Origin of the sequence: Dickeya lacustris (assembly GCF_029635795.1) — a bacterium.
Lineage (GTDB): Bacteria > Pseudomonadota > Gammaproteobacteria > Enterobacterales > Enterobacteriaceae > Dickeya > Dickeya lacustris.
Map to the genome: position 1 here is coordinate 1,149,561 of NZ_CP114280.1, position 24,138 is coordinate 1,173,698.

16 protein-coding genes, 1 tRNA gene and 2 pseudogenes are annotated in these 24,138 nt (G+C 50.2%); 14 read left to right on the plus strand and 5 right to left on the minus strand.

Annotated features, from left to right (window positions below):
• The first annotated feature begins 359 nt into the window (after positions 1 to 359).
• From O1Q98_RS05185 to O1Q98_RS05200, 4 genes are all read left to right on the plus strand, one after another.
• Positions 360 to 2,657: an AAA family ATPase gene (locus O1Q98_RS05185; RefSeq protein WP_125258098.1), complete on the plus strand. Its 2,298-nt coding sequence runs from the start codon at positions 360 to 362 to the stop codon at positions 2,655 to 2,657.
• Positions 2,644 to 4,554: a UvrD-helicase domain-containing protein gene (locus O1Q98_RS05190; protein WP_164512940.1), complete on the plus strand. Its 1,911-nt coding sequence runs from the start codon at positions 2,644 to 2,646 to the stop codon at positions 4,552 to 4,554. The genes O1Q98_RS05185 and O1Q98_RS05190 overlap by 14 nt, the downstream gene beginning before the upstream one ends.
• Positions 4,555 to 4,710: 156 nt before the next feature.
• A complete protein-coding gene (locus O1Q98_RS05195) occupies positions 4,711 to 5,307 on the plus strand; it encodes a hypothetical protein (protein ID WP_125258097.1) in 597 nt (198 codons plus the stop codon).
• A gap of 425 nt (positions 5,308 to 5,732) precedes the next feature.
• Entirely contained in the window at positions 5,733 to 7,124 is a 1,392-nt protein-coding gene (locus tag O1Q98_RS05200; RefSeq protein WP_125258096.1) for a sigma factor-like helix-turn-helix DNA-binding protein, read from the plus strand.
• Between the two features lie 11 nt (positions 7,125 to 7,135).
• Here O1Q98_RS05200 and O1Q98_RS05205 read toward each other — a convergent pair.
• From O1Q98_RS05205 to O1Q98_RS05215, 3 genes and pseudogenes are all read right to left on the minus strand, one after another.
• Positions 7,136 to 8,243 (minus strand): annotated as a pseudogene (locus O1Q98_RS05205) (IS3-like element ISKpn20 family transposase).
• Between the two features lie 71 nt (positions 8,244 to 8,314).
• A pseudogene (locus tag O1Q98_RS05210) lies at positions 8,315 to 8,929 on the minus strand (tyrosine-type recombinase/integrase); the annotation flags it as partial.
• Positions 8,930 to 9,106: 177 nt separating this feature from the next.
• Positions 9,107 to 9,183, minus strand: a tRNA-Arg gene (locus O1Q98_RS05215).
• 378 nt (positions 9,184 to 9,561) lie between these two features.
• On the opposite strand from O1Q98_RS05215, the gene O1Q98_RS05220 reads away from it, so the two are divergent.
• A complete protein-coding gene (locus tag O1Q98_RS05220) occupies positions 9,562 to 12,003 on the plus strand; it encodes a DUF3772 domain-containing protein (protein WP_125260189.1) in 2,442 nt (813 codons plus the stop codon).
• A gap of 72 nt (positions 12,004 to 12,075) precedes the next feature.
• Here O1Q98_RS05220 and O1Q98_RS05225 read toward each other — a convergent pair whose 3' ends face one another.
• Entirely contained in the window at positions 12,076 to 12,936 is an 861-nt protein-coding gene (locus O1Q98_RS05225; RefSeq protein ID WP_125260188.1) for a D-amino-acid transaminase, read from the minus strand.
• A gap of 361 nt (positions 12,937 to 13,297) precedes the next feature.
• Here O1Q98_RS05225 and alaC point away from each other — a divergent pair, with 361 nt between their 5' ends.
• Together alaC and gspS are read left to right on the plus strand one after the other, a co-directional pair.
• Positions 13,298 to 14,521 (plus strand): alanine transaminase, encoded by a 1,224-nt coding sequence (alaC, locus tag O1Q98_RS05230; protein WP_125260187.1) that lies wholly within the window; start codon positions 13,298 to 13,300, stop codon positions 14,519 to 14,521.
• Between the two features lie 218 nt (positions 14,522 to 14,739).
• Positions 14,740 to 15,093, plus strand: a complete 354-nt coding sequence (gene gspS, locus O1Q98_RS05235; protein ID WP_240632802.1) for a type II secretion system pilot lipoprotein GspS — start codon at positions 14,740 to 14,742, stop codon at positions 15,091 to 15,093.
• Between the two features lie 83 nt (positions 15,094 to 15,176).
• On the opposite strand, the gene gspB is transcribed toward gspS, so the two are convergent.
• Positions 15,177 to 15,827 carry a type II secretion system assembly factor GspB gene (gene gspB / locus O1Q98_RS05240; protein WP_125260185.1) on the minus strand — a complete coding sequence of 217 codons (651 nt, stop codon included), beginning with the start codon at positions 15,825 to 15,827 and terminating at the stop codon, positions 15,177 to 15,179.
• A 1,177-nt stretch (positions 15,828 to 17,004) separates the two neighbouring features.
• On the opposite strand from gspB, the gene gspC reads away from it, so the two are divergent.
• Genes gspC through gspI form a run of 7 tightly spaced genes read left to right on the plus strand, consistent with a single transcriptional unit; the run spans position 17,005 to position 24,106 of the window.
• Positions 17,005 to 17,823: a type II secretion system protein GspC gene (gene gspC, locus O1Q98_RS05245; RefSeq protein WP_125260184.1), complete on the plus strand. Its 819-nt coding sequence runs from the start codon at positions 17,005 to 17,007 to the stop codon at positions 17,821 to 17,823.
• Between the two features lies 1 nt (position 17,824).
• On the plus strand, positions 17,825 to 19,966 hold the full coding sequence (gene gspD / locus O1Q98_RS05250) for a type II secretion system secretin GspD (protein ID WP_125260183.1): 2,142 nt from the start codon (positions 17,825 to 17,827) through the stop codon (positions 19,964 to 19,966).
• The gene (gene gspE, locus O1Q98_RS05255; RefSeq protein ID WP_125260182.1) at positions 19,963 to 21,459 is read left to right on the plus strand and encodes a type II secretion system ATPase GspE; all 1,497 of its coding nucleotides are present in this window, start codon (positions 19,963 to 19,965) and stop codon (positions 21,457 to 21,459) included. The genes gspD and gspE overlap by 4 nt, the downstream gene beginning before the upstream one ends.
• A 1-nt stretch (position 21,460) precedes the next feature.
• Positions 21,461 to 22,687: a type II secretion system inner membrane protein GspF gene (gene gspF, locus O1Q98_RS05260; RefSeq protein ID WP_125260181.1), complete on the plus strand. Its 1,227-nt coding sequence runs from the start codon at positions 21,461 to 21,463 to the stop codon at positions 22,685 to 22,687.
• Positions 22,688 to 22,720: 33 nt separating this feature from the next.
• A complete protein-coding gene (gspG, locus tag O1Q98_RS05265) occupies positions 22,721 to 23,173 on the plus strand; it encodes a type II secretion system major pseudopilin GspG (RefSeq protein WP_125260180.1) in 453 nt (150 codons plus the stop codon).
• A 2-nt stretch (positions 23,174 to 23,175) separates the two neighbouring features.
• Positions 23,176 to 23,715, plus strand: a complete 540-nt coding sequence (gspH, locus tag O1Q98_RS05270; RefSeq protein ID WP_125260179.1) for a type II secretion system minor pseudopilin GspH — start codon at positions 23,176 to 23,178, stop codon at positions 23,713 to 23,715.
• Positions 23,716 to 23,728: 13 nt separating this feature from the next.
• The gene (gene gspI, locus O1Q98_RS05275) at positions 23,729 to 24,106 is read left to right on the plus strand and encodes a type II secretion system minor pseudopilin GspI (RefSeq protein ID WP_125260178.1); all 378 of its coding nucleotides are present in this window, start codon (positions 23,729 to 23,731) and stop codon (positions 24,104 to 24,106) included.
• Positions 24,107 to 24,138 lie beyond the last annotated feature (32 nt).

Here is a 24,138-nt window from a genome sequence, read left to right on the forward strand (position 1 = left end):
CTGTTATGCTGGTGTAAACAGGATTCATCTGACTGAAACGAACATTATCACCCAGCCTATCCTGCCTGCGGTGACATCAAGTCTTATGGCATGTAGAGAGTGCAAAAAACGAAAGCGTTACTAATTTTCCTATGCATTATAAGTTGAGTGTCCTTCAATCGCGTATTGGCAAAACTACTCTTTAATGTGCAGTAATGGGGATCGACGTCGATGATGCACTAGCGCTTTGGGGAGCAGAGAGAAGAGCAATATTTACTCTCTATCGCGCTATATAATCGTCCCATATGTTAGCTATTCGATTCAGAGCGAACGCAAGGACTTAATATCTAATTCTCCATTGCAGGGGATAGGGAGTTAATGTGCGAATTAAATTCGTTGAAATTACGAATTTTCGAAAACTGAAGTGCATGCATTTAAACTTCGATAAGAAAACGACGATTCTTGTTGGCGCTAATAATAGTGGCAAAACTTCGGCAATGCTGGCACTACGCATTTTTCTACTTTCACCGAACAGTCTGGCACTACGTGATGTAACGATTGCCAACTGGACAAAAATTGATCTCTTGGGTGATGAGTGGGAGGTAGATAGGGAGCCAACAGTCGATCTTAATGCGCTTCTTCCTTCACTCGATGTATGGCTTGATGTACCGCTTAGCGAGATCCAACATGTTGTGAATATTCTCCCTACGTTGGATTGGTCCGGCGGCATGCTGGGTGTGCGGCTTTCTTATCGGGTTAAAGACCTAGACGAACTCAAAACTGAGTATCTCATACAGCGTTCAGCTGCGCGGGATGCATCAGTATCTGGACCGGATGGAAAAAGAACCAAGATCGCGTTATGGCCGGGCAGCCTGACTGAGTTTCTAGACCGTAGGTTACGGGCACATCTTGAACTCGTGGCCTATCCTCTCGACCCAACTGCGGTAACGATGCCAGGGCATGATGGCCTTGCGACACCACAAATACTGCCAGCGAATGTGCTTGCGTTCGACCATCCTCCATTTAAAAACCTTATCAAGATCGATGAAATTGCCGCACAGCGTGACTTCGCCGATGCTGGGAGCAAGGATGGTGGTGAAGATAAGAGCGAGACTGCTAATCGCAGATTCAAGCGCCGTCTATCAGACCAGCTTCGTTCTTATTACGATCGCCATCTCGACCCGTCGAAAACGCCTTCGGAAAAAGACTACGAGGCACTGGGAGCGATCCAAGCTGCTGAGCGTAGTTTTGACGCCCGTCTGGAAGCCGGATTCGCCGCAGCCTTTGAAGAACTCGAAGACTTGGGTTATCCCGGCATGAATAACCCCAAACTAAAAATCTCGACGCTTCTTCGTGCGACGGATGGGATGAAACATGGCTCCTCGGTACAGTATCAAGTTGCTGACCCCTTGGGCGATGGAACCAAGACGCTCAAACTTCCAGAAGACTATTCTGGGCTTGGTTATCAGAACTTGATCGCCATGGTGTTTATGCTGATGGGGTTCCGTGACGAATGGATGCGAGTCAAAAAGGCTGGCCTCCTCGAAGGTTCGGATGTGTCACATGAGATTCAGCCTCTGCACCTCGTGCTCGTTGAAGAGCCCGAGGCACATCTTCATGCTCAGGTTCAGCAGGTCTTCATTAACAAAGCATATGGTCTCCTCAGGAAACATGACGATCTTGGTGATAGCGATACCTATTGCACCCAACTGATTGTTAGTACCCATTCGAGTCATGTCGCTCATGAAGCGGATTTCGCCAATTTGCGGTATTTCCGTCGTCGACCTGCTGCGAGCAAGGGAGAAACACCAACAACAACGGTCGCTAATCTTTCACATATTTTCGGTAATGGTGATGAAACTAAGCGCTTTGTAAAACGGTATCTCAAGGCTACGCATTGCGATCTTTTTTTTGCTGATGGGGTCATATTTGTTGAAGGGCAGGCTGAGCGTATTCTTGTACCTCACTTCATTCGTCATCATTTCCCAGAACTATCAAGGCGCTATATTACATTACTTGAACTCGGTGGTAGCCACGCGCATAAATTTCGCGATCTGGTAGATGTGCTCGGTGTTGCGACGTTGATTATCAGCGATCTTGACGCGACGATGGCAGTCAAGATAACTGACAAGAATGGTAATGGAACGACGCGCTGGAAATCAGCACGTCCCGAACAAGGTAAAGAGCAACAGACAGCAAACTCTGTGCTGAAAGAGTGGCATCCCGGAAAGGTTTCGATCGACGAACTAATCGCATTGCCTCCAGAGGGGCATGCATCGACGACGGGCAGTGGCTATGAACTTTACGTCGCCTACCAAAAGCCTGTTAAGGTTCCATCTGATGGGGATACTTTGATCATACCCCGGACATTTGAGGATGCGCTGATCATTGAAAACCTTGCCACGGTGGCGAATGTCGAAGGCTCAGTCACATCAAAAAAGATCTGTGAAATAGTGACACAAGATCTCGCGGGTGATGATCTTGAAAATGAACTGTTCGATTTGCTAAAAACTGCTGAGAAGGCGGCGTTTGCGCTCGATTGTTTGATGCTCGAAGATCCCAAGGCATTGAAACCACCGAGCTATATCGCTGCCGGTCTTAAATGGTTTGAAAGCGCTGTTGGTAACGATGTAATGAATAACGAAATCAAGGCGGGGCCAGTTCATGATAACGATTGAGACGGCACCACCTGATTTTGACGACGGAGCTGACACGCAAATTCGTGCTTGCCTAAATCCTTCCGCCCCTAGAAGTTTTTTCCTCTATGCAAGTGCTGGTTCTGGAAAAACACGTTCGTTGAAAAATGCGCTTGATACGTTTCGCACCGAGCATGGCGCGTTGTTTCGACGTTTGGGCAAGAAAATTGCGGTGATCACGTATACGAATGCGGCGGCCGATGAGATCGCTGAACGTGTTGGTGAGGATTCTTTATTTCCGATTTCGACGATCCACAGTTTTTGCTGGCGGCATATTGAAACCTACCATAGGGATATCCAAGAATGGCTTCTCAACACGCTCCCGACCAATCTTGCTGAACTACGCGAGAAGCAAGCGAAAGGGCGTGCCGGTAAAGCATCTATGGATCGCGAACGCGCGATTGCTTCAATAATGCGACGTCTTGAATGGCTCAGTGTGCCAAGACGTTTCACCTACAACCCTAACGGCGACAATTATGGTCAGGATTCACTATCGCATACTGAGGTACTAAAGATAACGGCTTCATTCATTGAGACAAAACCATCAATGCAGGCAGTTCTTGTCAACAAATATCCTTTTCTGCTTATCGACGAGAGCCAGGATACTAATAAGGGATTACTTGAAGCATTCTTTACGCTCGCAACTACGAACAAAGGAAAATTCGGTCTGGGGTTGTTCGGTGATACCATGCAGCGGATCTTCCTTGACGGCCATCCCGAGTTGGAACGCCTCGTACCAGAGGATTGGGCGCGTCCGGTCAAACGTTTGAACCATCGCTCGCCTCAGCGTGTCATTGCGCTAGGCAACGTGTTGCGAGCACCGATTGATAGCCAAAGCCAGGTGGCGCGTGATGACAGTGAAGTTGGCTTTGTCCGTCTTTTCGTCGCACCCAATGATATTTTAGACAAACCAGAATTTGAGCTGCATGTCCGTGAGCGGATGGCAACTCTATGCAACGATTCTGATTGGCGCAACGGAGCTGCGATCAAATCACTCACTCTAGAACACCACATGGCGGCATCAAGATGTGGTTTCCTTGACATGTTCCAAGCCTTGGATCGGGATTCTCGTTTGTCGACAGGGCTACGAACCGGTGAGTTAGCTGGCATTAGGTTGTTCACTGAACGTGTTGCTCCACTCATCGCTGCGGCGCGTGCCGATGACAGATTCGCGGTTATGGCCCATCTGCGAGCAACATCTCCGCTTCTTAAGCGTGTAGTCATTGCCAATAGCCCTACTCCAGAAGATCCGCTACAACCGATACGCTCTGCTGTGGATGCGCTGCTTGCCCTCAACACTGAACAATCCAGTACTACCTTCCTCTCAGTGTTGAAATGCATTGCTGAGCACCAGTTATTCGAAATCCCATCGGCATTGCGCCCCTTTGTCCTCGGTGATATCACAATGGAGGAGAACGAGCAGATCAACGATGATGATGAGCCAGATAGCGAAGAGGAGTCAGTTGGGCAGTCACCTTCGAGTCTAGAGGCTTGGCGAGAATTTTTAGAAACTCCGTACAACCAGACTATCCCATTCTCAGAGTATGTAAGTGATCGTGGGCCGTTCGGAACCCACCAGGGCGTGAAAGGCCTTGAGTTTGAACGTGTGCTAGTGATCCTAGATGACAGCGATGCGCGTGGGTTTTTATTTTCATATGACAAATTATTCGAGGCCAAACCTTTATTGGATACGGACCGCAAACATCTTTCTGATGCGACGGATAGCGGAATCATACGCACGCGCCGCCTCTTGTATGTCACGTGTACTCGCGCAAAAAAAAGCTTGGCTCTGGTCGCTTATACCGAAAATCCTGATGCTTTTATCGCTGCGGCTGTTCGTAACCACTGGTTCACTGTCGATGAGATTGAGCGATTGTGATAAACAGTTTTTAGGTTGTTTATGCCGCTATACGATAGAAAGTTGGATAGCTGAAACGGAATAAAATGGTCAGTCATGAGCAATTGCGTTTGGTACGTTGCTGAGTTCTCTTTATTATAATCTATGGAATAAGATTTTGATGGAATATCAAAGCTGATGAAAGTTAAAAATAAAAAAGGGTTGCGGGCACGACTCTATATAGCCGCCGTTTTCATCACGACTACTATACTTACAAGCACAAGTGATGCGGTGATGGAAGCATATCGGAATATTGTTTCCCAGAATGTTATACCTGTAATGAGCTCAGTATGGTTTCAGATTTATGGCATGTTTTATCCTCTCCCTGAACATCACGATTATCATTTTTCTGTCACATTCTATATCCCACCTTCAGGTGGAAACGTTGGAGGAAAAGAGACGACAGGTGTCTCAATACCAGGTGAGGAGTGCCGAAAGTCAGGAGGGATGACATCCAGTGCGCCATCTGGTCTTAATTTTGAATACTGGCAAAACAATGTTATTACTGAAGTTTATTGCTCAAGTAGCAGGGTTACTGTAGCGCTTATTCCGCAAATTAGCGGGGAGAAGCAGATCATTTATGATGGTTTGTTTTACGAGGGAAAAAAGATTCCTTTTTCAGGCACTCACGGTCGATACAACGCGGGAGTGCTACAGCTTATTTCAACAGACAGGTCAGAGCCTATTGGTGACTTGGTACCTATAAATGGATGTCAGAAGAGCGGAGCATGCTAATTTACTAACCGATCATTGGCCTCGAAACAATTATGTTGTTTCTTTATCATTAGCAAACCAGAGAGCATATACGTAGTTCTTAAACTAAGTTCGCTGATCGCTCAAAGTGGATTTCTGTGCCTCTGCACTAGATCAAAGATGAGGTACCATTAATCCACTAGCTATCAGGATGGTATTTATTCTGGAGTGTCAGCCGAAAGCATGGCTTACGAACAAAACGGGTGCTGAGGGAGCAATAACGTGGTAAGGGATAGAGATCCAATAATTGGGCTATGCCACGGGGAGCGCATTTAGGGCGCGCTAATGTCGGCACGGCTGTTTTCTGTCACAGCTTGAAGTTGCTACCATCATCACCGTAAATGGATGTCATGCGCTCACAGCGAGGCAGTTCGTAACGAAGAAATAGGGAGTACAACGCTAAAGCTATGTCTGAAACCTCCACCAAAAACTTTCCTGCGCGCCACGGAGCTCCGTGGAGTAAAGAAGAGTTTCAGCAACTGATCCTGGCAATAGAGCAGGGTCTCACGTTAAATGAGCTCACCGAACGTCATCAGCGTACGTCTGGAGGGATACATGGCGCGATTAAGCGTTTGCTCCCCTCCGAATTTTGCCAGAACAACAATGTTGGTTCAGCGAGTGATCTGGCGCGCTATTTCAACGAAACACAAAGTCAAGAACGGGCATGTCTTATCAATGCCCTGTGTCCGTCTGCTGCCGCTGAAAAAAAAACGGAGAAAAAACAGGACACAGGGGGGGGCGAGCACGCCGCTTTGTCATGTCCCGTGGTGTCGGGAGCGAGCGGTAAAACACCAGATGAAAAGCAAATAACAGATTTCGTCCCCAGTACGGAATTTCTGGATTATGTAGCCAGTGAGTCTGATGTCATCATGCTGGTCAGTGCTGCTGTGGAGAGTTTATCTAAGGAACGCGATCGGGATATTCTTCTCATGCGTCTCGGCACGGATGAGCATCCTCATACACTCGCTGAGATCGCTGCCAAATGCGGCGTTTCCCGTGAAAGAGTGAGACAACTTCAGGAACGAGCCTTCAAGCGGCTAGCGGGTAAGTCTCGCTATGAGGGAACCCCCGGTGCTGCCCTTAAAAAGCTCATTAACGCAGTCAGCAATTCCTCGTATGAAATCGCGATATGGGTACATCGTATCGTTCACCGTGATTTTATGACGTCATCCGGACTGGCCGCGAAGTTTATTCTCTGCACTGCGGGTATTCAGAAGGTTAAGAGAGAGGAAATCGTGGGATTCTTCTCCGATATTTCACTGCTACAAAAGGCAAAGTTGGCAAAGTTACGCGAGCTGGACCGGAGTCGGGCTGCGAAAGAGAGAGTTGAATCTGAGCTCAGCGGCTGGTTAAACCATACAGACTGGCCCACAGTCATCGCTCCGCCGCCGCCAGCAGCACAGCTCTCTTCGCAGCGAATAGTCAATGATTCGGATATCGCCGGCCATTTTTACTCACAGAAGCTCGCACGCACCGTCCAGTACGAGTCCGGACTTGAACTCAATATCATGACGCAGTTGGAGCGTAGCGATCAGGTTTCCTTTTATCAGGAACAACCCGTTGCTATATCGTACAGTTTTAAAGACAAACTCCGAAAGTACTATCCAGACCTGCTCGTTGCGACCGTTGATGGTCGGTGCCTCCTTGTTGAAGTTAAGCCTACCGACAGCATGGCCTTAAGCATCAACCGTGCAAAAGCCAATGCGGGTCGGGCATGGGCGCACGCGCGAGGGTGGGGATGGTTGGTTGTAAGCGATCGACACACGTTACAGCAACTTGAAGAACACGTCATCCGGTAATCCCCCCATTTTTAACCGGGCAGATAAGTAGAATCAGATAAGCGCTGAATATGCTGCATTGGTGTGAAGCCATTCAGTGCCATATTCGGTCGTTCGTGATTATAGAACCATTGCCATTGTGTGGCGTATTCCTGTAACTCACTCAGCGAATAAAACAGATAGTGCCCCAGCCAGTCATAACGCACTGTCCGGTTATAACGCTCAATATACGCATTCTGTTGTGGCTTCCCCGGCTGAATAAAATTGAGGATGATATTTTGTCGTTCAGCCCATACTATCAGAGTGTTACCTGCATATTCTGGTCCGTTGTCACATCGAATCGATGCCGGTTTCCCTTTCCATTCAATCAGTTGTTCGAGAGTTCTGACTACCCGACTGGCCGGAAGGGAAAAATCGACCTCTATTGCCAGGGCCTCGCGATTGAAATCATCAATAATATTCAGCAGACGAACGGAGCGACCATCTGACAACTGATCATGCATAAAATCCATTGACCAACTCTCGTTACTGCCAGTGGGGACCCTCAGTGGTTCCGGCTTTTCACGTTTCAACCGTTTTTTAGGTTTTATCCGCATATTCAGCGACAGTTCGCAGTAAATCCGGTAAATTCTCTTGTGGTTCCAGACAAAGCCTTTCACGTTGCGCAGATACAGGTAACACAGGCCGAAGCCCCAGTTTCGCTGGCTGTCCGTGATGCGCACCAGCCAGTCAGCAATCCGTTGATTTTCCTGACTCAGTAAGCGCCTGTATCGGTAGCAACATTCGCTGACGACAAAGAGCTGACAGGCCAGACGGATACTGATCCCCGGTGTTCAACTGCATGCAGAGCCATCTGCTTCCGGTCTGATGGCTTCACCACTTTTTTGCCATCGCTTCCTGAATAATTTCGGCCTTCAGACGCTCTTCAGCATACATTTTTTTTAGTCGGCGATTTTCTTCTTCAAGCTCTTTCAGTCGGCTCATCAGTGCAGCATCCATCCCGCCAAACTTTGAGCGCCATTTATAAAAACTGGCACTGCTGATGCCATGCTCCCGGCACAGTTCAGGAACCGGCGTACCCGCCTCAGCCTGTTTGAGAATGGTGATGATCTGACTGTCAGTAAAACGTGATCGTTTCATAGAAATCCCCCTGCATTCAGGTTAGGAGAAAATTCTACTTATGCATGCACTGGTTTTTCGGGGGGATTACCAGGGTAGTGCGTAGCTTTGGGCGGGGGAAGAGCGCTTGCCAATTCTGACGCTGGGTTGTTTTCCGCTCTGCCAGTGACAATGGCGTAGCGAAACACCTGATTACAGGCTTGGCGGATTTTACGCAACTTGTCGAGTACACCGCGTTTTTCCAGTTTGCGCAGTGTGGTTAGCATCTCCAGCGGTTTAACCTCAGCAACAGGGCGTTTACCGATATCAGGGAAGATGTCATTCTCAAAGGCTTCCATCAGGTCTTCTGCGTAGCCTTTCGACCAGTTTGGGCGCTTATATTCGTGCCATTCGAGAGCAATTGCTTTGAAGGTGTTATCAATATTGATTTTCTTTGCCTGTCTTTCGACCTGCTTTTGTTCACTAGGATCGCCACCTGATGCGATGATTTTTCGAGCCTCTTCCCGTTTTAGTCTCGCTTCTGCCAGCGAGATATCGGGATAAACGCCGATAGATAATTTTTTCTCTTTTCCTGCAACTCGGTACTTCAAACGCCAATATTTGGCTCCATTCGGCTTTATCAGAAGATAAAGACCTGCGCCGTCAGTAAGTTTGTATTCTTTATCTTGTGGCTTGGCGGTTTCTATCTGTCGGGCATTAAGTGGCATGGTGGGGGCCCCTAATAGTCATTGAACAAGAAGAGCCCCCATAGAGGCCCCCAACATCGACTTGATTTCCAGTATGCTGGGTTGACCTCAGTGGAGCTCAGCGACAGAAAATCCTAGTGGTATCAATGAATATAACGGGGTTTTGTTGAATTCGGTAGAGTCTGGGAGAAGTTAAGATGGTACGCCCTACAGGATTCGAACCTGTGACCTACGGCTTAGAAGGCCGTTGCTCTATCCAACTGAGCTAAGGGCGCGTTGATAGCAAACGCAGAAGAAACACGCTGTAAAGCAGATTGATACAGCAACACAGTCGTGTGCGCTGGATTATACCGGTCATCCTTTTTGAGTCAATGAATTGGCGTGGGATTCGTGTCAGTCGGCGAATCCCTGAACAGTCTTTTCTGTCTTTTCTCGTCGCAGTGAAATAATCGATATTTGGGAAGTGGATTCCTATATTGAGCGATTCAGTCAATAGTGTTTGAATTTCGCCCCCGTAGGTGAGTAAGTTATTCGCCACTGGGTCTATGGTCGAGAAAACGGTTCTTGATTTGGCGCTTTTATCGTCGTGTGGCGTGGTGGTGTTGAGAGATAAACTGTGGCTGGCAGCCGTATAAAAAGGTATGTGGAGCGTTATGCATAAAGGGTTATTGAAGTCTTATGGCTGGCTATGGCTGATAGCGTTACTGGTTTTTAGCCCATTGGGGATTGCGGCAACCGATCCTGAACCAGAAGGGCAGGAGCAGGCGGCAGAAAAAGTCAATGTCGATGCTGAACTGGTTAAATTGCAAAAACAGCTTGATGCTATTAAGCAGCAAGTTTCAGGTACAACAGCAGATGCAAAGCTGAATGCGCTGAATGATACGACGCGAGAGTTGGTTGCCAATGCGGATAAACTCGCAGGGGTAATGACGCCAATGCGGGCTCAACTGCAGGCTCAACTGGATGTATTGGGGCCTGCGCCCCTGCCTCAGGCTGCGGTGAGTGAAACCGCCGAGGTGACGCGTAAGCGCACGACGCTGAATCAACAAAAGCAGAAGCTGGATGCGCAATTAAATCAGGTGCAGTCGATTAAAAACGGGGCGGAAAATCTGTCGACACAGATTCTGGCCCTGCGTCGTAACGCATTAAAAAATCAGTTGGCACTCAACTCCGGTAGTATCCTCAGCGGCCGCTTTTGGTCTCCTATACTGAAAACAACGGCGGAGGATATACAGCGGCTGACTGATTTAAGAGATGACCTCAAAGAGTCATTCTGGGCGGCCTGGCAAGCAGAATGGCGTTATGGTTCGGCATTTTTTTTACTGTTGGCGACAGCGCTGAGTGTGATTGGTCGGCGTTTGCTGGAGAAGTATCTGGCCTGGGCCGGTATTCATCTGTTGCCTGAAGGACGATTACGGCGCAGTTTTCTGGCTATTGCTGTGGTGTTTTCCACGGTATTGATGGTGGGGGGCGCTGCGTTATTGGTTGACTATGTCTTTACCCGTCATGGCGATGCCAGCGATCGCGCTGCTGCTTTTATGGATAGCCTGGTGCGGTTGGTCGTGTTCTGTTCCATGATATCGGGGCTCAGTCGAGCTTTTCTTTCCAATAAGCGGCCTTCGTGGCGGTTGCCTGCCATTGCCAACCCGGTCGCTCAGGCGCTGGAGCCTTTTGCGCTTATCGCGACCAGTTTTTTATTTGTCTTTGGCGTCCTCGAGCAGATCAACACCACCAGCGGAATTTCCGTGGGTGTCACCATCGTTGGTAATGGTTTGTCGTCTTTGTTTCTGATGCTGACTTCTGGTGCGATTGCACTGCGCAGTAACCAGATTAGAAAGCGAATGGTAGACGCAGGAGAAACACCGGAAGCGCGTTCAACGCTATCTGGTGTTATTCATTTAGCCGTATTGCTGACGACATTTGCCGTACTGGTGTCGTTATTGATTGGTTATATTTCGCTGGCCCGCTTCCTGACTTATGAGTTGATTTGGGTAGGGATGGTCATTTCGTTACTGTATTTATCAACGATTTTTGTTGAAGACGTGAGCGAAAGTTTATTTTCCCCGGCGTTTGCCAGCGGCAGGCAAATTAAGCGCACACTAAATTTGGATGATCGTCATCTTGATCAGGCGGCAGCTATTCTGTCTGCGGTCTTGAAGGTGTTGTTAGTCCTGATGTCGATTGTTTCCTTACTGAATGGCGCGTTTGGCTCGACAACTCCGGTCGAATTGGTGCAAAAAGCCGTTGAGATATGGGGAGGCAAGGGGCTTGAGTCTCTGAGTATTGTTCCCTCGCATTTAGTGAATGCGGTGATTTTGCTTGGCGTTGGTATTTACAGTTTACGAGTCTCCCGGCGTTGGCTTGAACACGAGTTCTTGCCTAAAACCACGCTGGAAGCAGGGATAAAAGCCTCGTTGGTGACGCTGTTTTCCAATATCGGTTATATCCTGATTATTTTATTGACGCTTGCCACCCTGGGCATTGAGTGGAGCAAACTGGCCTGGATTGTTAGTGCGTTATCGGTAGGTATTGGTTTTGGCTTGCAGGAAATCGTGAAGAATTTTATTTCCGGCTTGATTTTGCTCACTGAACGCCCGGTAAAAGTGGGTGATTTGGTGAATATCAGTGGAGTAGAAGGCGATATTCGGCGTATTAATGTTCGTGCGACAGAAATTCAACTGGGAGACCGATCTACGGTTATCGTTCCTAATTCTCAGTTTATCTCACAAAACGTACGCAATATTACTATGGGGAATCCTCATGGCGTGGCGACATTAGCATTAACCTTTCCTTTAGATATTGACCCGGAAAAAGTCAAAGGCATTCTGCTCACGGCTTATCATGAGCATGAAAAAATACTGGAGACGCCGGCACCGTCAGTGATGTTTAGCCAGTTAACACCAAACGGCATGGTGTTAAGTGTGACGGGATATGTTACTAGCCCGCGAATGGTGTCATCAGCGAAGAGTGACCTGTTGTTTGACATTATTAAACGTTTAAGAGGGGAGAGTATCCCTCTGGCTGTGCCACAAAAAATGGTATTGGAAAGTAATGTTGATATAGCGGCGCTGCAAGCGGATGTGTCGCGTTCCTAATGGGAGTCTGCCCGGGCTGTCAACCCCGCAGAGCGTGGCGGGGTTATATGCCGGTGACGGTTTGGCCTGAAATTAGCGAGTTTGGGCCTGAGCCATTTCAATGTAAATGTCGCGCAGGCGGCGCGTTATTGGCCCTGGTTTTCCATCCGCAATAGGTTGGCCATCAATACTGACAACGGGCAACACAAGGGATGTCGCTGAGGTGATAAACATTTCTTGTGCATTGCGCGCCTCTTCAGGGGTGAAGGGGCGCTCTTCTATGCAGATCTGATGCTCAGTAGCCAACTTGAGTAATGACTGGCGAGTGATGCCGTGCAAAATATCCTGGCTGAGTGGACGGGTGATAACGGTATTATCTGCCTGAACCATATAGCAGTTACAGGATGAGCCTTCCGTAATGAAGCCGTTTTCGACGAATAACGCATCATCCGCCTGATGTGCATGGGCATACTCTTTGGCCAGGCTTGCCGCCAGCAGACTGACCGTTTTAATGTCACGACGGTGCCAGCGAATGTCTGGGCAGGTGACAACCGATAAGCCGGTGTCTGCTTTAGGGTTTGCAATAATCGCACGTGCTTGTGTAAACAGAACCAACGTCGGTTTGATATCCGATGGTGGGAAATAGAAATCCCTGTCACCGGCATTACCACGGCTAATTTGCAGATAAATCGCGCCTTCATGCAGCTTATTTTGGGTAATTAATTGCTGATGGATAGCCGTTAATTCCTCCACCGAGACGGGTAGGGTGAGTGACAGCTCACGGCAAGATCGTTGCAGACGAACCAAATGGGCGTCGATATCGATCAGGCCGCCATTAATTACGCTCGTTACCTCATAAACTGCGTCGGCAAACAAGAAACCACGATCAAAGATTGAAATATTAGCCTGTGATTCAGCCAAATATTGGCCATTTAAATAAACAATACGCTGCATGGCAGCACTCCTTACTGATGTATTTCCCAAGCCATAATGAGGCTGAGAGATAGGGAAATGTGATAGTGGACAACGCTGTTACGGGCTGTCGCCGACGGTAGACGGTATAGAGGTTGTTAGATGGCATTATGGCGCACCAAGATACCGATTTAGGTTATCGGGTGAAAGCGTCTGTTGCCGTCTTTTATGCAACAGGGTGAAACAGCTAAAAATAACGGCATTGAGCTAACAAATGGCGTTGATAAAAATGGTACGGCGCTATCGACAGTATGGGCGAACTGGGATAGGGTGAAGAACGACTCGCTTCGCGAGTCATGCGTCGCTCGGACGGTCCGGGCGCTCACGTTATCTTGAGGATTTTATGGCTGATTTTAACTCTCCACGCCGTTTTTCGCGTATTGATCGTCTTCCCCCTTATGTTTTTAATATCACCGCTGAACTAAAAATGGCGGCTCGTCGCCGTGGCGAGGACATCATCGATTTCAGTATGGGCAACCCAGATGGCCCTACGCCTGCCCATATTGTTGAGAAGCTCTGTGTTGTCGCACAACGAGAGGACACGCATGGCTACTCCACATCGCGCGGTATTCCACGTCTTCGCCGGGCGATTTCCCGCTGGTATGCCGAGCGCTATCAAGTCGATATTGACCCGGAAAGTGAGGCTATCGTTACGATCGGCTCTAAAGAGGGCCTGGCGCATTTGATGCTGGCAACACTGGACCACGGTGATACGGTGCTGGTGCCAAACCCAAGTTACCCCATCCATATCTATGGTGCCGTTATTGCGGGAGCACAGGTGCGCTCGGTGCCATTAGTGGATGGCATTGATTTTTTCACCGAGCTTGAGCGGGCCATCAGGGAGAGTATCCCTAAACCTAAAATGATGATTTTAGGCTTTCCCTCAAACCCAACCGCCCAATGCGTGGAGTTAGACTTTTTCGAGCGCGTCGTGGCGCTGGCGAAACAGTATGGCGTTCTGGTCGTTCACGATCTGGCCTATGCCGATATTGTTTATGATGGCTGGCAAGCGCCATCAATCATGCAGGTGCCCGGCGCTAAAGATATTGCCGTTGAGTTCTTTACCCTCTCTAAGAGCTACAACATGGCGGGGTGGCGTATCGGTTTTATGGTCGGCAACCCTGAGCTGGTGAGTGCGCTGGCGCGTATTAAGAGTTATCACGACTATGGAACGTTTACGCCGCTGCAAGTGGCGGCGATTGCGGCACTGGAAGGCGATCAACAGTGTGTACGCGATATTGCTGAACAGTACCGCCAGCGTCGAAATGTGTTGGTGCGAGGGCTACATGAAGCGGGCTGGATGGTCGATGAACCGAAGGCATCAATGTACGTATGGGCCAAAATCCCTGATGCGTATGCCCATTTAGGATCGCTTGAGTTTGCCAAGCGATTGCTGGCTGAGGCTAAAGTCTGTGTCTCACCTGGGATCGGTTTTGGTGATTATGGTGATACCCACGTTCGCTTTGCATTGATAGAAAATCAGGATCGTATTCGTCAGGCCGTTCGAGGTATTAAAGCGATGTTCCGGGCGGATGGGCTGTTAGCCGCAGCGAAAAAAGCAGAGTAAGTTATCTGACATGCTTGCAGAAATATTTTTCTGATGCTTTGATCACGCCATCCTTTGCCGCCGCTTGTGGCGGCAAAGGGAGCGTGGTTTGCTAACTATTCCTGAGATGGAACTTAATCAATAAGACGAGTCGAGTCATGCCATTATCTTCGTTAAAATCTTTATCTTCATTCAACGCCTTATTTTCACCCAGAACGCTTCTTCTGGCGGCCTGCTGTTTGGGGGTAGCTGCGTGCCAGACTGCGCCGACGAAAACGGGCACAACCTCAGCCGCTGCCAGCGTACCGGTTAATGAGCAAATGAACCAACTGGCGTCATTAGTGGCGGCCAGTAAATACCTTCGCGTACAGTGTGAGCGTAGTGATTTGCCGGACGACGGGGTTTTTCTTAAAACCGCGATGAAAGTGGCCGGGCAAAAAGGCTGGGATACGCGCCGCTATACGTCATTACCCCAATTAAGTGAGAGTTTATATCAGGGGTTGGTAAAAGATGGCACGCCTAAAACAACGCAATGCTCTGCATTTAATCGCTCAATAGCGCCATTTATTGACGCCATGCGCACCACGCGTTAAACCTGAAGGCGCTGATACAACTGTGGCTGAATTACAGCACGCAGTTGTATCGCTGACCGTGAGCTTTTCTATAGCGTTACGTGCTAATCCCGTTTGGCTGTGTTGGTCGTTTTCGGGGTTTTCAGCGCCGGTTTATCCTCGCGCGGCTCATCGCTGGCCGCTGCGGACTCGGTATCCGGCTTTCCTCCCGGCCAGTCTTGCAGCGAATCCAGAATAAATGGCTCGCCATTAAAACTCAGAATTACCATATCCTGTTCAATCTGCTCAATAATTAGCCCTGGATAGGGCGTGTCGCCTTCATGGTAGCGCTCGCCATTGAGCGTCACGCTGCGTTTATCAACCTCAGAAGTATAAACGTGGGCGCTAAACGCGATGTAAGGCAACTCGCCGACTTTAGCCGTTTGCCAGCCTACCGGTGCCGCCGTGGTCACGGGCTCGCTAGCGGGTTCTTGGGTATCCGTCGAGGATGAGGGGGCGGTGGTTGCCAGCGCCATTGCGCCAGGCTGCAACCATCCATTGGTAAGCGTTACGGTATGTGCTGCGGTCGTACCGGTAGCCATTGATGTCTGAGCCGCAACCGGTAAAGGCGCGGGTGAGACGGCGTGAATGTCTGCCCAGCGTTGGTGACAAAACCAGCCTAATCCAAATACCAGTGCGGCATAAACAACGAGCAAGTAACCGGGAATGCGATAATGCGCTGGATATGATGTGGTAACTTCCGGTGTATTTTTCACGTTTTACCTCAAACGTTATAAAGCCTCGCGTCTCTCCCAGACGCATGACAACAAGGGCAACGGAATAGCCATCCGTTGCCTCATTTTTCAGGAAAAGAGAAGGAATAATCAACGCTTAATCCTGTTTATGTGACCTGAATGCCATTTCAACAACATTCTATTACGCTGCTCACTAATGCCAGTAAAATTTTGAGCCTGGTCGCAAAAAAAACTCAGGGATATGGTTTAATGAAACGGCGTTTTACTGTCGGTTTAGTGATGTTTCTTTTTGGTTGGCACGATGTCTAAAACAAACTCAGATGAGGCCAGCGTTGAATTGTGAGGAAATATATCATCAGTACGACGCTTATCAACACTCACAATTTGCTACCACAGGTAAGACAGCGATATCAGAAATCTGTTACGCTGCTTACCGAAACTCGTAAAAAGCGGTGTGAGTGATGCACCGGATATTAGCCGCAGCAACGTCTTTGCGTATGGACGTGAGTCGTGGTGTGGAGTGATGTGTATATCGTGTGGAATATAGCTTCTTGCGATGCTGCGTTATATTACCGCTAATTGCATCACACGCTATTGTGCATCGATGTAATTGGAACGATGTAACTAGAATGTAATTATTTTGTTTCCTTGAATGTTTTTCGTTGCGTTGCCGCGAAGTATTTTATGTTCAGGCCGGTTTGTTTGTTAGGTGTGTGCTTCGTTGTGAAACATTTTTCGTTGCTGAAAACTGAAAAATAGTGGGAAAAAATGTGGCTGAACCGATGATTGTTCGCCCTATACCTGCGTTACATTGTTGAGCGCTTTTAGCCCTTACCCGGCGCCATCGGCGCGACAAATCGTCTGGCATAACAGGAAACAGGATGCCTGTCTGCCGGTAATACGATTAGGCAGGCCAAAAGCTGGCGCTGACGCGGCGTTTACCGCTGGTGCAGTCGTCATGGTTAGCGGATGTCATGGTGTTATGTTCTGCGGTTTGATGGTGTGTCAGACAGGTGAATGGAGTTATCCGGTCATCTGTGTCGCCAGCGAAAGCAAAGGAATATCCGCGTGATGTCAGCACAGTAACAAATTGATATGCCATGTTTTTGTAGATAAAAATATGGTGTTGTATGGCCCTTATGCCGCGTGATGAATGCGGCAAGGATAATCGGCGAACACATAGGGATAATGTTTGCAGATGAATATCGCGAAATTGCCACCGTTATCGCCGTCTGTTATCAGACGGGTCTTGTTTTATCTTCTGATGCTGTTGATTTGCCAACAACTGGCGATGATCTTCTGGCGTGTCGGCTTGCCTGATAACACGCCGATAGCCAGTGTGCAGATAACGCCTGCTCAGGCGCGGCAGCAGCCCGTGACCTTGAATGATTTCACACTGTTTGGCCTGTCACCCGATAAAGGCAAACCCAGTGCGCTGGATGCGTCTCAGATGACGGATCTCCCCCCTTCAACGTTGAATCTTTCGCTGACTGGCGTCATGGTCGGTAATGACGAATCCCGTTCTATTGCGATTATCAGCAAAGATAACGAGCAATTCAGCCGTGGCGTCAATGAAGAGGTGCCCGGTTATAACGCCAAAATTGTGTCAATTCGCACGGATAAAGTGGTATTGCAATATCAGGGGCGTTATGAGGTGCTGGGCTTGTATGGTCAGGAAGAGGGGGGCTCGGACGGCGCACCAGGCGCGACGCTCAAAGAGCAACTGCAACAGCGTGCGTCAACAACCATGAGCGATTACGTGTCATTTTCCCCCATTATTAATGATAACAAGTTGCAAGGTTATCGGCTGAATCCTGGGCCGAAGAGCGATTCGTTTTACCGTGTCGGGCTTCAGGACAATGACCTGGCTGTCGCGCTGAATGGCCTTGATTTACATGATGAGGAACAAGCAAAAAAAGCCATGGAGCGTATGGCTGATGTGCACAACTTTACCCTGACCGTGGAGCGGGATGGCCAACGGCAGGATATTTATATGGAATTTGGGGGAGAAGAGTAACGTGCTTGGCAAAAGGATAAAAAAACGCTGGGGGTGGCTGGGGTTTACCGTTCTCCTGCTCGGCTCTACATATAGCTGGTCGGCTGAGTTTTCCGCCAGTTTCAAAGGGACGGATATTCAAGAATTTATTAATACCGTCAGTAAAAACCTGAACAAAACGGTGATCATTGATCCGACCGTACGCGGCACCATCAGTGTTCGCAGCTACGATATGATGAACGAAGATCAATATTATCAGTTCTTTCTTAGCGTCCTCGATGTGTATGGCTTTTCTGTCGTGCCGATGGATAACGGCGTATTAAAAGTTATCCGCTCTAAAGACGCAAAATCCTCCTCCATTCCATTAGCCAATAATGAGCAACCCGGTGTCGGCGATGAGCTGGTCACTCGCGTGGTGCCACTGAGCAATGTGACGGCTCGCGATCTGGCGCCATTGTTACGCCAGTTAAACGATAATGCTGGCGCGGGAACCGTGGTGCACTATGAGCCCTCGAACGTCTTGTTGATGACCGGACGAGCGGCGGTTATTAAACGGTTGGTGGAAATCGTCGCGACTGTTGATAAAACCGGCGACCGTGAAATGGTGACGGTGCCGTTGACACATGCTTCGGCAGAAGATGTGGCGAAATTAATTAACGAACTTGGTAAGAATGATGAAAAAAATGCATTACCAAGTACGATGGTGGCGAATGTGGTTGCCGATGAGCGCACCAACTCGGTGGTGGTCAGTGGCGAAGAGAATGCGCGTAACCGTGCAGTCGAGATGATCCGCCAACTGGACCGCAAGCAGGTGGTGCAGGGTGGCACCAAAGTTATCTACCTGAAATACGCTAAGGCGTTGGATCTTATCGAGGTGCTGGCGGGTAACGGAACCAGCGGCAATCGCAACGGTTCGTCTGGATCATCCCGTTCCGCATCGTCCCGTACTGGCAGCAGTTTAAGCAACAGCAATAACAGCAGCACAACCAGTTCCTCTAACTCGTCGGGCAGTTCTTCATCCTCATCATCAAGTTCCAGCATGGGGTTTGGCTCGGCGTTTGGTTCAGCCAATAGCTCCGGCGGGCGCACCATTACCATTCAAGGTAAGGAAGTGATTGTTCGCGCGCATGATCAGACCAACTCACTCATTATCACCGCGCCGCCCGATATCATGCGCGATCTGGAGCAGGTGATTAATCAACTCGATATCCGCCGTCCGCAGGTGTTGGTTGAAGCGATTATCGCTGAAATTCAGGATGCTGACGGGCTGAATCTGGGAATCCAGTGGGCGAATAAGCGGGCGGGGATGACCCAGTTCACCAATACTGGTATTCCGATTTCAACAGCGGTTATCGGAACCGATCAGTACCGCAGCGACGGCACTCTGACGACCAGTTACGCCAGCGCGCTGGGCAGCTTTAACGGCATTGCCGCTGGTTTTTACCGGGGTAACTGGTCAATGCTGTTAACCGCTTTGTCGCAGGATACCAAAAACGATGTGCTCGCCACGCCGAGTATCGTCACGCTGGATAACATGGAAGCGACCTTTAATGTTGGGCAGGAAGTGCCGGTGTTGACCGGTTCACAAACGACGGTAGGGTCTGGGAACAATATTTTTAACACCGTTGAGCGTAAGACGGTGGGCATTAAATTGCGTGTGAAACCGCAGATCAATGAAGGTGATTCGGTGCTGCTGCAAATTGAGCAGGAAGTGTCCAGTGTGGCAGACACGGCCAGCAGCACCAATAGCTCGCTGGGTGCGACGTTTAATACCCGCACGGTGAATAACGCGGTGATGGTGACAAACGGTGAAACGGTTGTGGTCGGCGGTTTACTCGATAAGAGCACGGTTGAAACCAATAACAAAGTGCCGTTATTAGGCGATATTCCCGTGCTGGGCAACCTGTTCCGCTCGAAGAGCCAAAAAGTGGACAAACGAAATCTGATGTTGTTCCTGCGCCCAACGATTATTCGCGATCCCAAGCAGTTCCAGGATGCCTCTGTCAGCAAATACCGCAGCTTTAACAATGAGCAGCAGCAGCAACGCGGTGAGGGCAACAGTGTACTGGATAGCAATACGGTGCGTTTGCCGGGCGGCGGCAGCTATACCTTCCGTCAGGTGCAATCATCTATTGCCGCGTTTTATCAGCCGGAGGGCCGATGAGCGATCAGCCCATCAACACGGCTGAGTTAAGGCCGGTATTGCCGTTCGCGTTTGCCCGCGCCCAGCAAATTCTGCTCTTGCAGAATGATGCCGCAGAGGTGGCTGAAGTCGTCTGCGTGCCACACACACCTGCGCCTGCACTACTGGAGGCGCGGCGCGTGGCAGGACGTGAGCTTGCCATTACACAGGTCAGCCCGGATGAGTTTGAGCGGCAATTGGTGATGCGCTATCAGCGTGATTCTGAAGAGGCGCGTCGGTTGATGGAAGATATCGGCAACGATATCGATTTTTATACTCTGGCAGAGGAACTGCCGGATAGCGATGATCTGTTGGATGCAGAGGATGACGCGCCGATTATTCGTCTTATCAATGCGATGCTGACGGAAGCTATCAAACACAAAGCGTCGGATATTCATATTGAAACCTTTGAGCGTCATTTGCTGATTCGGTTTCGTATTGATGGGGTATTGCGTGAGATTCTGCGTCCGCAGCGGCAACTGGCTTCCTTGCTGGTATCGCGTATCAAGGTGATGGCAAAGCTGGATATTGCGGAAAAGCGTGTTCCTCAGGATGGTCGAATGGCGCTTCGCATCGGTGGCCGCGCTATTGATGTGCGCGTTTCTACGCTGCCTTCCAACTATGGCGAACGCGTGGTGTTGCGTCTTCTCGACAAAAACAGCGTGCGGCTGGATCTGGAAACGCTGGGGATGGCTGAACATAACCGCCGCAAACTGGATACGCTCATCCATCGACCGCATGGCATTATTTTGGTGACGGGCCCGACCGGTTCAGGGAAAAGTACCACGCTGTATGCGGCGTTAAGCCGCCTGAATTCAGCCGAGCGTAATATCATGACGGTCGAAGACCCGATTGAATATGAACTTGAAGGCATCGGGCAAACACAGGTTAACCCGAAAGTGGATATGACGTTTGCCCGTGGTCTACGCGCAATTCTGCGTCAAGACCCGGATGTGGTGTTGGTGGGCGAGATCCGTGATGGCGAAACGGCGCAAATTGCGGTGCAGGCCTCGCTGACCGGGCATTTGGTTTTGTCCACTTTGCACACCAATAGTGCGCTTGGGGCGTTGTCGCGGTTGCAGGATATGGGCGTCGAGCCCTTTTTACTCTCCACGTCTCTGCTGGGGGTGTTAGCCCAGCGACTGGTGCGCACACTATGCCCTGACTGCCGTCAGCCGTACACGATTGATGCTGAACAGGCGGAGCAAACCGGCTTGCCTGTGGCGACGACGCTGTATCACCCCGGCGGGTGTGAGAAGTGTAATTACACAGGCTACCGTGGCCGAACAGGTATCCATGAGCTGTTGATTATCGATGATACGGTGCGTACCGCTATTCATCGTGGCGAAAGTGAGTTAGGGATTGCCCGTATGTTGGGAGAAAAACGGGTAACAATTCGTCAGGATGGCCTGGATAAGGTTCTGGCGGGCGTCACCACCTGGGAAGAGGTGGTTCGGGTAACAAAAGAGGAATGACATGGCGCTGTTCCAGTATCAGGCATTGAATGCTCAGGGAAAAAAGAGTCAGGGGATGCAGGAGGCCGACTCTGCGCGCCATGCCCGCCAATTGTTGCGTGAAAAGGGGCTGATACCGGTTCAAATTTCAGAGCAGCGGGGCGAGGTCAACACCCGTTCAGGGCTTTCGCTGTCTTTGCGTCGTTCTTACCGCATCAGCGCGAGCGATCTGGCATTGTTAACGCGCCAGTTAGCCACGTTGGTTGCAGCGGCGTTGCCGCTGGAAGAGGCGCTTGATGCGGTGGCAAAACAGAGTGAAAAACCCAAACTCAGCGGGTTAATGGCAGCCGTGCGAGCCAAAGTGGTCGAGGGGCATTCTCTGGCTGAGGCCATGGGGAATTTCCCCGGCAGCTTTGAGCGTTTGTACTGTGCGATGGTGGCCGCCGGGGAAGCCTCGGGCCATCTGGATGCGGTGCTCAACCGATTAGCGGATTACACCGAACAGCGCCAGCAGATGCGCAGCCGCATTCAGCAAGCGATGATTTACCCCTGTGTGCTGACGCTGGTGGCGATTTCCGTCGTGTCGATTTTGTTGTCGGCGGTGGTGCCTAAGGTTGTTGAGCAGTTTATTCACATGAAGCAGGCCCTGCCGTTTTCAACCCGCCTTTTGATGAGCGTCAGCGATGCAGTCAGAACCTTTGGCCCTTGGGTGGTGCTGTTACTGGTATTGGTGGTGATGGCCGCACGGGTCTTGCTACGTCAGGATAAGTACCGACTGGTCTTTCATCGACGCCTGTTAGTGTTGCCGTTAATCGGGCGAATTGCGCGCGGTCTGAATACCGCTCGTTATGCTCGCACACTGAGTATTCTGAACTCCAGCGCAGTGCCACTGCTTCAGGCCATGCGCATTAGCGGCGACGTGTTGACTAATGACTATGCGCGTTTCCGGCTCGGGCAGGCGACAGACGCCGTGCGCGAAGGGGTGAGTCTGCATAAAGCGTTAGAGCAGACGGCGCTGTTTCCGCCGATGATGCGCCACATGATAGCCAGCGGTGAGCGCAGCGGCGAGCTCGACAGTATGTTGACCCGGGCAGCCGATAATCAGGATAGAGAATTCAGCGCCCAAATGACGCTGGCATTAGGGTTATTTGAACCGTTACTGGTCGTCAGTATGGCGGGGATCGTGTTGTTCATCGTGCTGGCTATCCTTCAGCCGATCCTGCAATTGAACACCATGATGAGTATGTAGCAAAGATTGATACGTTAATTGAGGTAACAAAAGATGGAACGACGTCAGCGAGGTTTTACCCTGTTGGAGATTATGGTGGTCATCGTCATTCTTGGCGTATTGGCAAGCCTGGTTGTCCCCAACCTGATGGGCAACAAAGAAAAAGCCGACAAGCAGAAAGCCATTAGCGACATAGTTGCGCTGGAAAGCGCACTGGATATGTACAAGCTCGATAACAGCCGCTATCCGACGACCGAGCAAGGGTTGGCGGCACTGGTGAAGAAGCCCACCACGCCGCCGGAAGCGCGTAACTACCCGCAGGATGGCTATATCCGCCGTCTTCCGCAAGATCCGTGGGGCGCTGAGTATCAATTGGTGAGCCCTGGACGTCACGGCAAGATTGACGTGTTCTCTTATGGCCCTGACGGTATGCCTGAAACCGATGATGATATTGGCAACTGGAATGTAGGCAACGGCGCCCACGGCAACGCAAGCGGGAATCAGTAACTGTGCGGCAGCGGGGATTTACGCTACTGGAAATCATGCTGGTGGTGTTGCTGGCGGGCGTGGCTGCCACGCTGGTGATGATGGCAATCCCTGCGCCAAAACAGCAAAGCAGTGAATGGCAAATTGCCCGTTTTAAGGCGCAATTGCAGTATGCGGTGGAGGATAGTCAGATGAATGACCATATTCTGGGGATTTATATCCAGCCCCACCGCTGGCAATACGCCTTGCTACAACGTCAGGTGGTGGAGAATTCGCCGGAGGATCAGCAACGTTTGCGTTATGTCTGGATACCCTGGCAACCGTATCGGATGTCATCGCCCAGCGAACTGCCCGCCAGCTTCCAGATTGAGTTGACGACGCAGGTGGCTGCGTCGGGCGAGGGGACGGGATTTTCCCCCGGCAATGGCGATCCGCACATTTTGATTCTGCCCGGTGGCGAGGTCACGCCGTTTCGTCTAGGTCTGCGCAATGGTAATGACACCGCCTGGCTTCAGGTGGATACCAACGGGCGGGTGCAAACCTCGCAGGAATCGGAACATTAAGGGCTGTCTGCGCATGAAACAACAGGGAATGACGTTGCTTGAAGTGATGGTAGCGTTGGTGATTTTTGCGCTGGCGGGGCTCACGGTGCTGAAAACCACCGCACAGCAGGCAAATAGCCTGAGTCGGCTTGAGGAGAAAACCCTTGCGCTGTGGATAGCTGAAAACCAGCAGGCGGCGATGCGGCTGGAAAAACAGTGGCCGCAAACGCAATGGGTGGAGGGCGAAGTCAATTTCGCCGGTTCCAGTTGGTTTTGGCGTATTCAGGGCGTTGCAACGGGCGATCCGTCGGTGCGGGCCGTAGACGTCGAAGTGCGTCATGACCGGGACAGTCGGGTGGCCGATGCCGTGTTGCGCAGCTATCAGGTTAATCCAGGGGAGCCGGTACGGTGAGGCGCAGCCACGGGTTTACCCTGTTAGAGGTG

Coding starts and splice junctions, on each gene's coding strand:
- gspF (WP_125260181.1), top strand. CDS start 21,461: ATGGCGCTGTTCCAGTATCAGGCATTGAATGCTCAGGGAAAAAAGAGT.
- gspI (WP_125260178.1), top strand. CDS start 23,729: ATGAAACAACAGGGAATGACGTTGCTTGAAGTGATGGTAGCGTTGGTG.
- O1Q98_RS05225 (WP_125260188.1), bottom strand. CDS start 12,936: ATGCAGCGTATTGTTTATTTAAATGGCCAATATTTGGCTGAATCACAG.
- gspE (WP_125260182.1), top strand. CDS start 19,963: ATGAGCGATCAGCCCATCAACACGGCTGAGTTAAGGCCGGTATTGCCG.
- O1Q98_RS05200 (WP_125258096.1), top strand. CDS start 5,733: ATGTCTGAAACCTCCACCAAAAACTTTCCTGCGCGCCACGGAGCTCCG.
- O1Q98_RS05195 (WP_125258097.1), top strand. CDS start 4,711: ATGAAAGTTAAAAATAAAAAAGGGTTGCGGGCACGACTCTATATAGCC.
- gspG (WP_125260180.1), top strand. CDS start 22,721: ATGGAACGACGTCAGCGAGGTTTTACCCTGTTGGAGATTATGGTGGTC.
- alaC (WP_125260187.1), top strand. CDS start 13,298: ATGGCTGATTTTAACTCTCCACGCCGTTTTTCGCGTATTGATCGTCTT.
- gspC (WP_125260184.1), top strand. CDS start 17,005: ATGAATATCGCGAAATTGCCACCGTTATCGCCGTCTGTTATCAGACGG.
- O1Q98_RS05190 (WP_164512940.1), top strand. CDS start 2,644: ATGATAACGATTGAGACGGCACCACCTGATTTTGACGACGGAGCTGAC.
- O1Q98_RS05220 (WP_125260189.1), top strand. CDS start 9,562: ATGCATAAAGGGTTATTGAAGTCTTATGGCTGGCTATGGCTGATAGCG.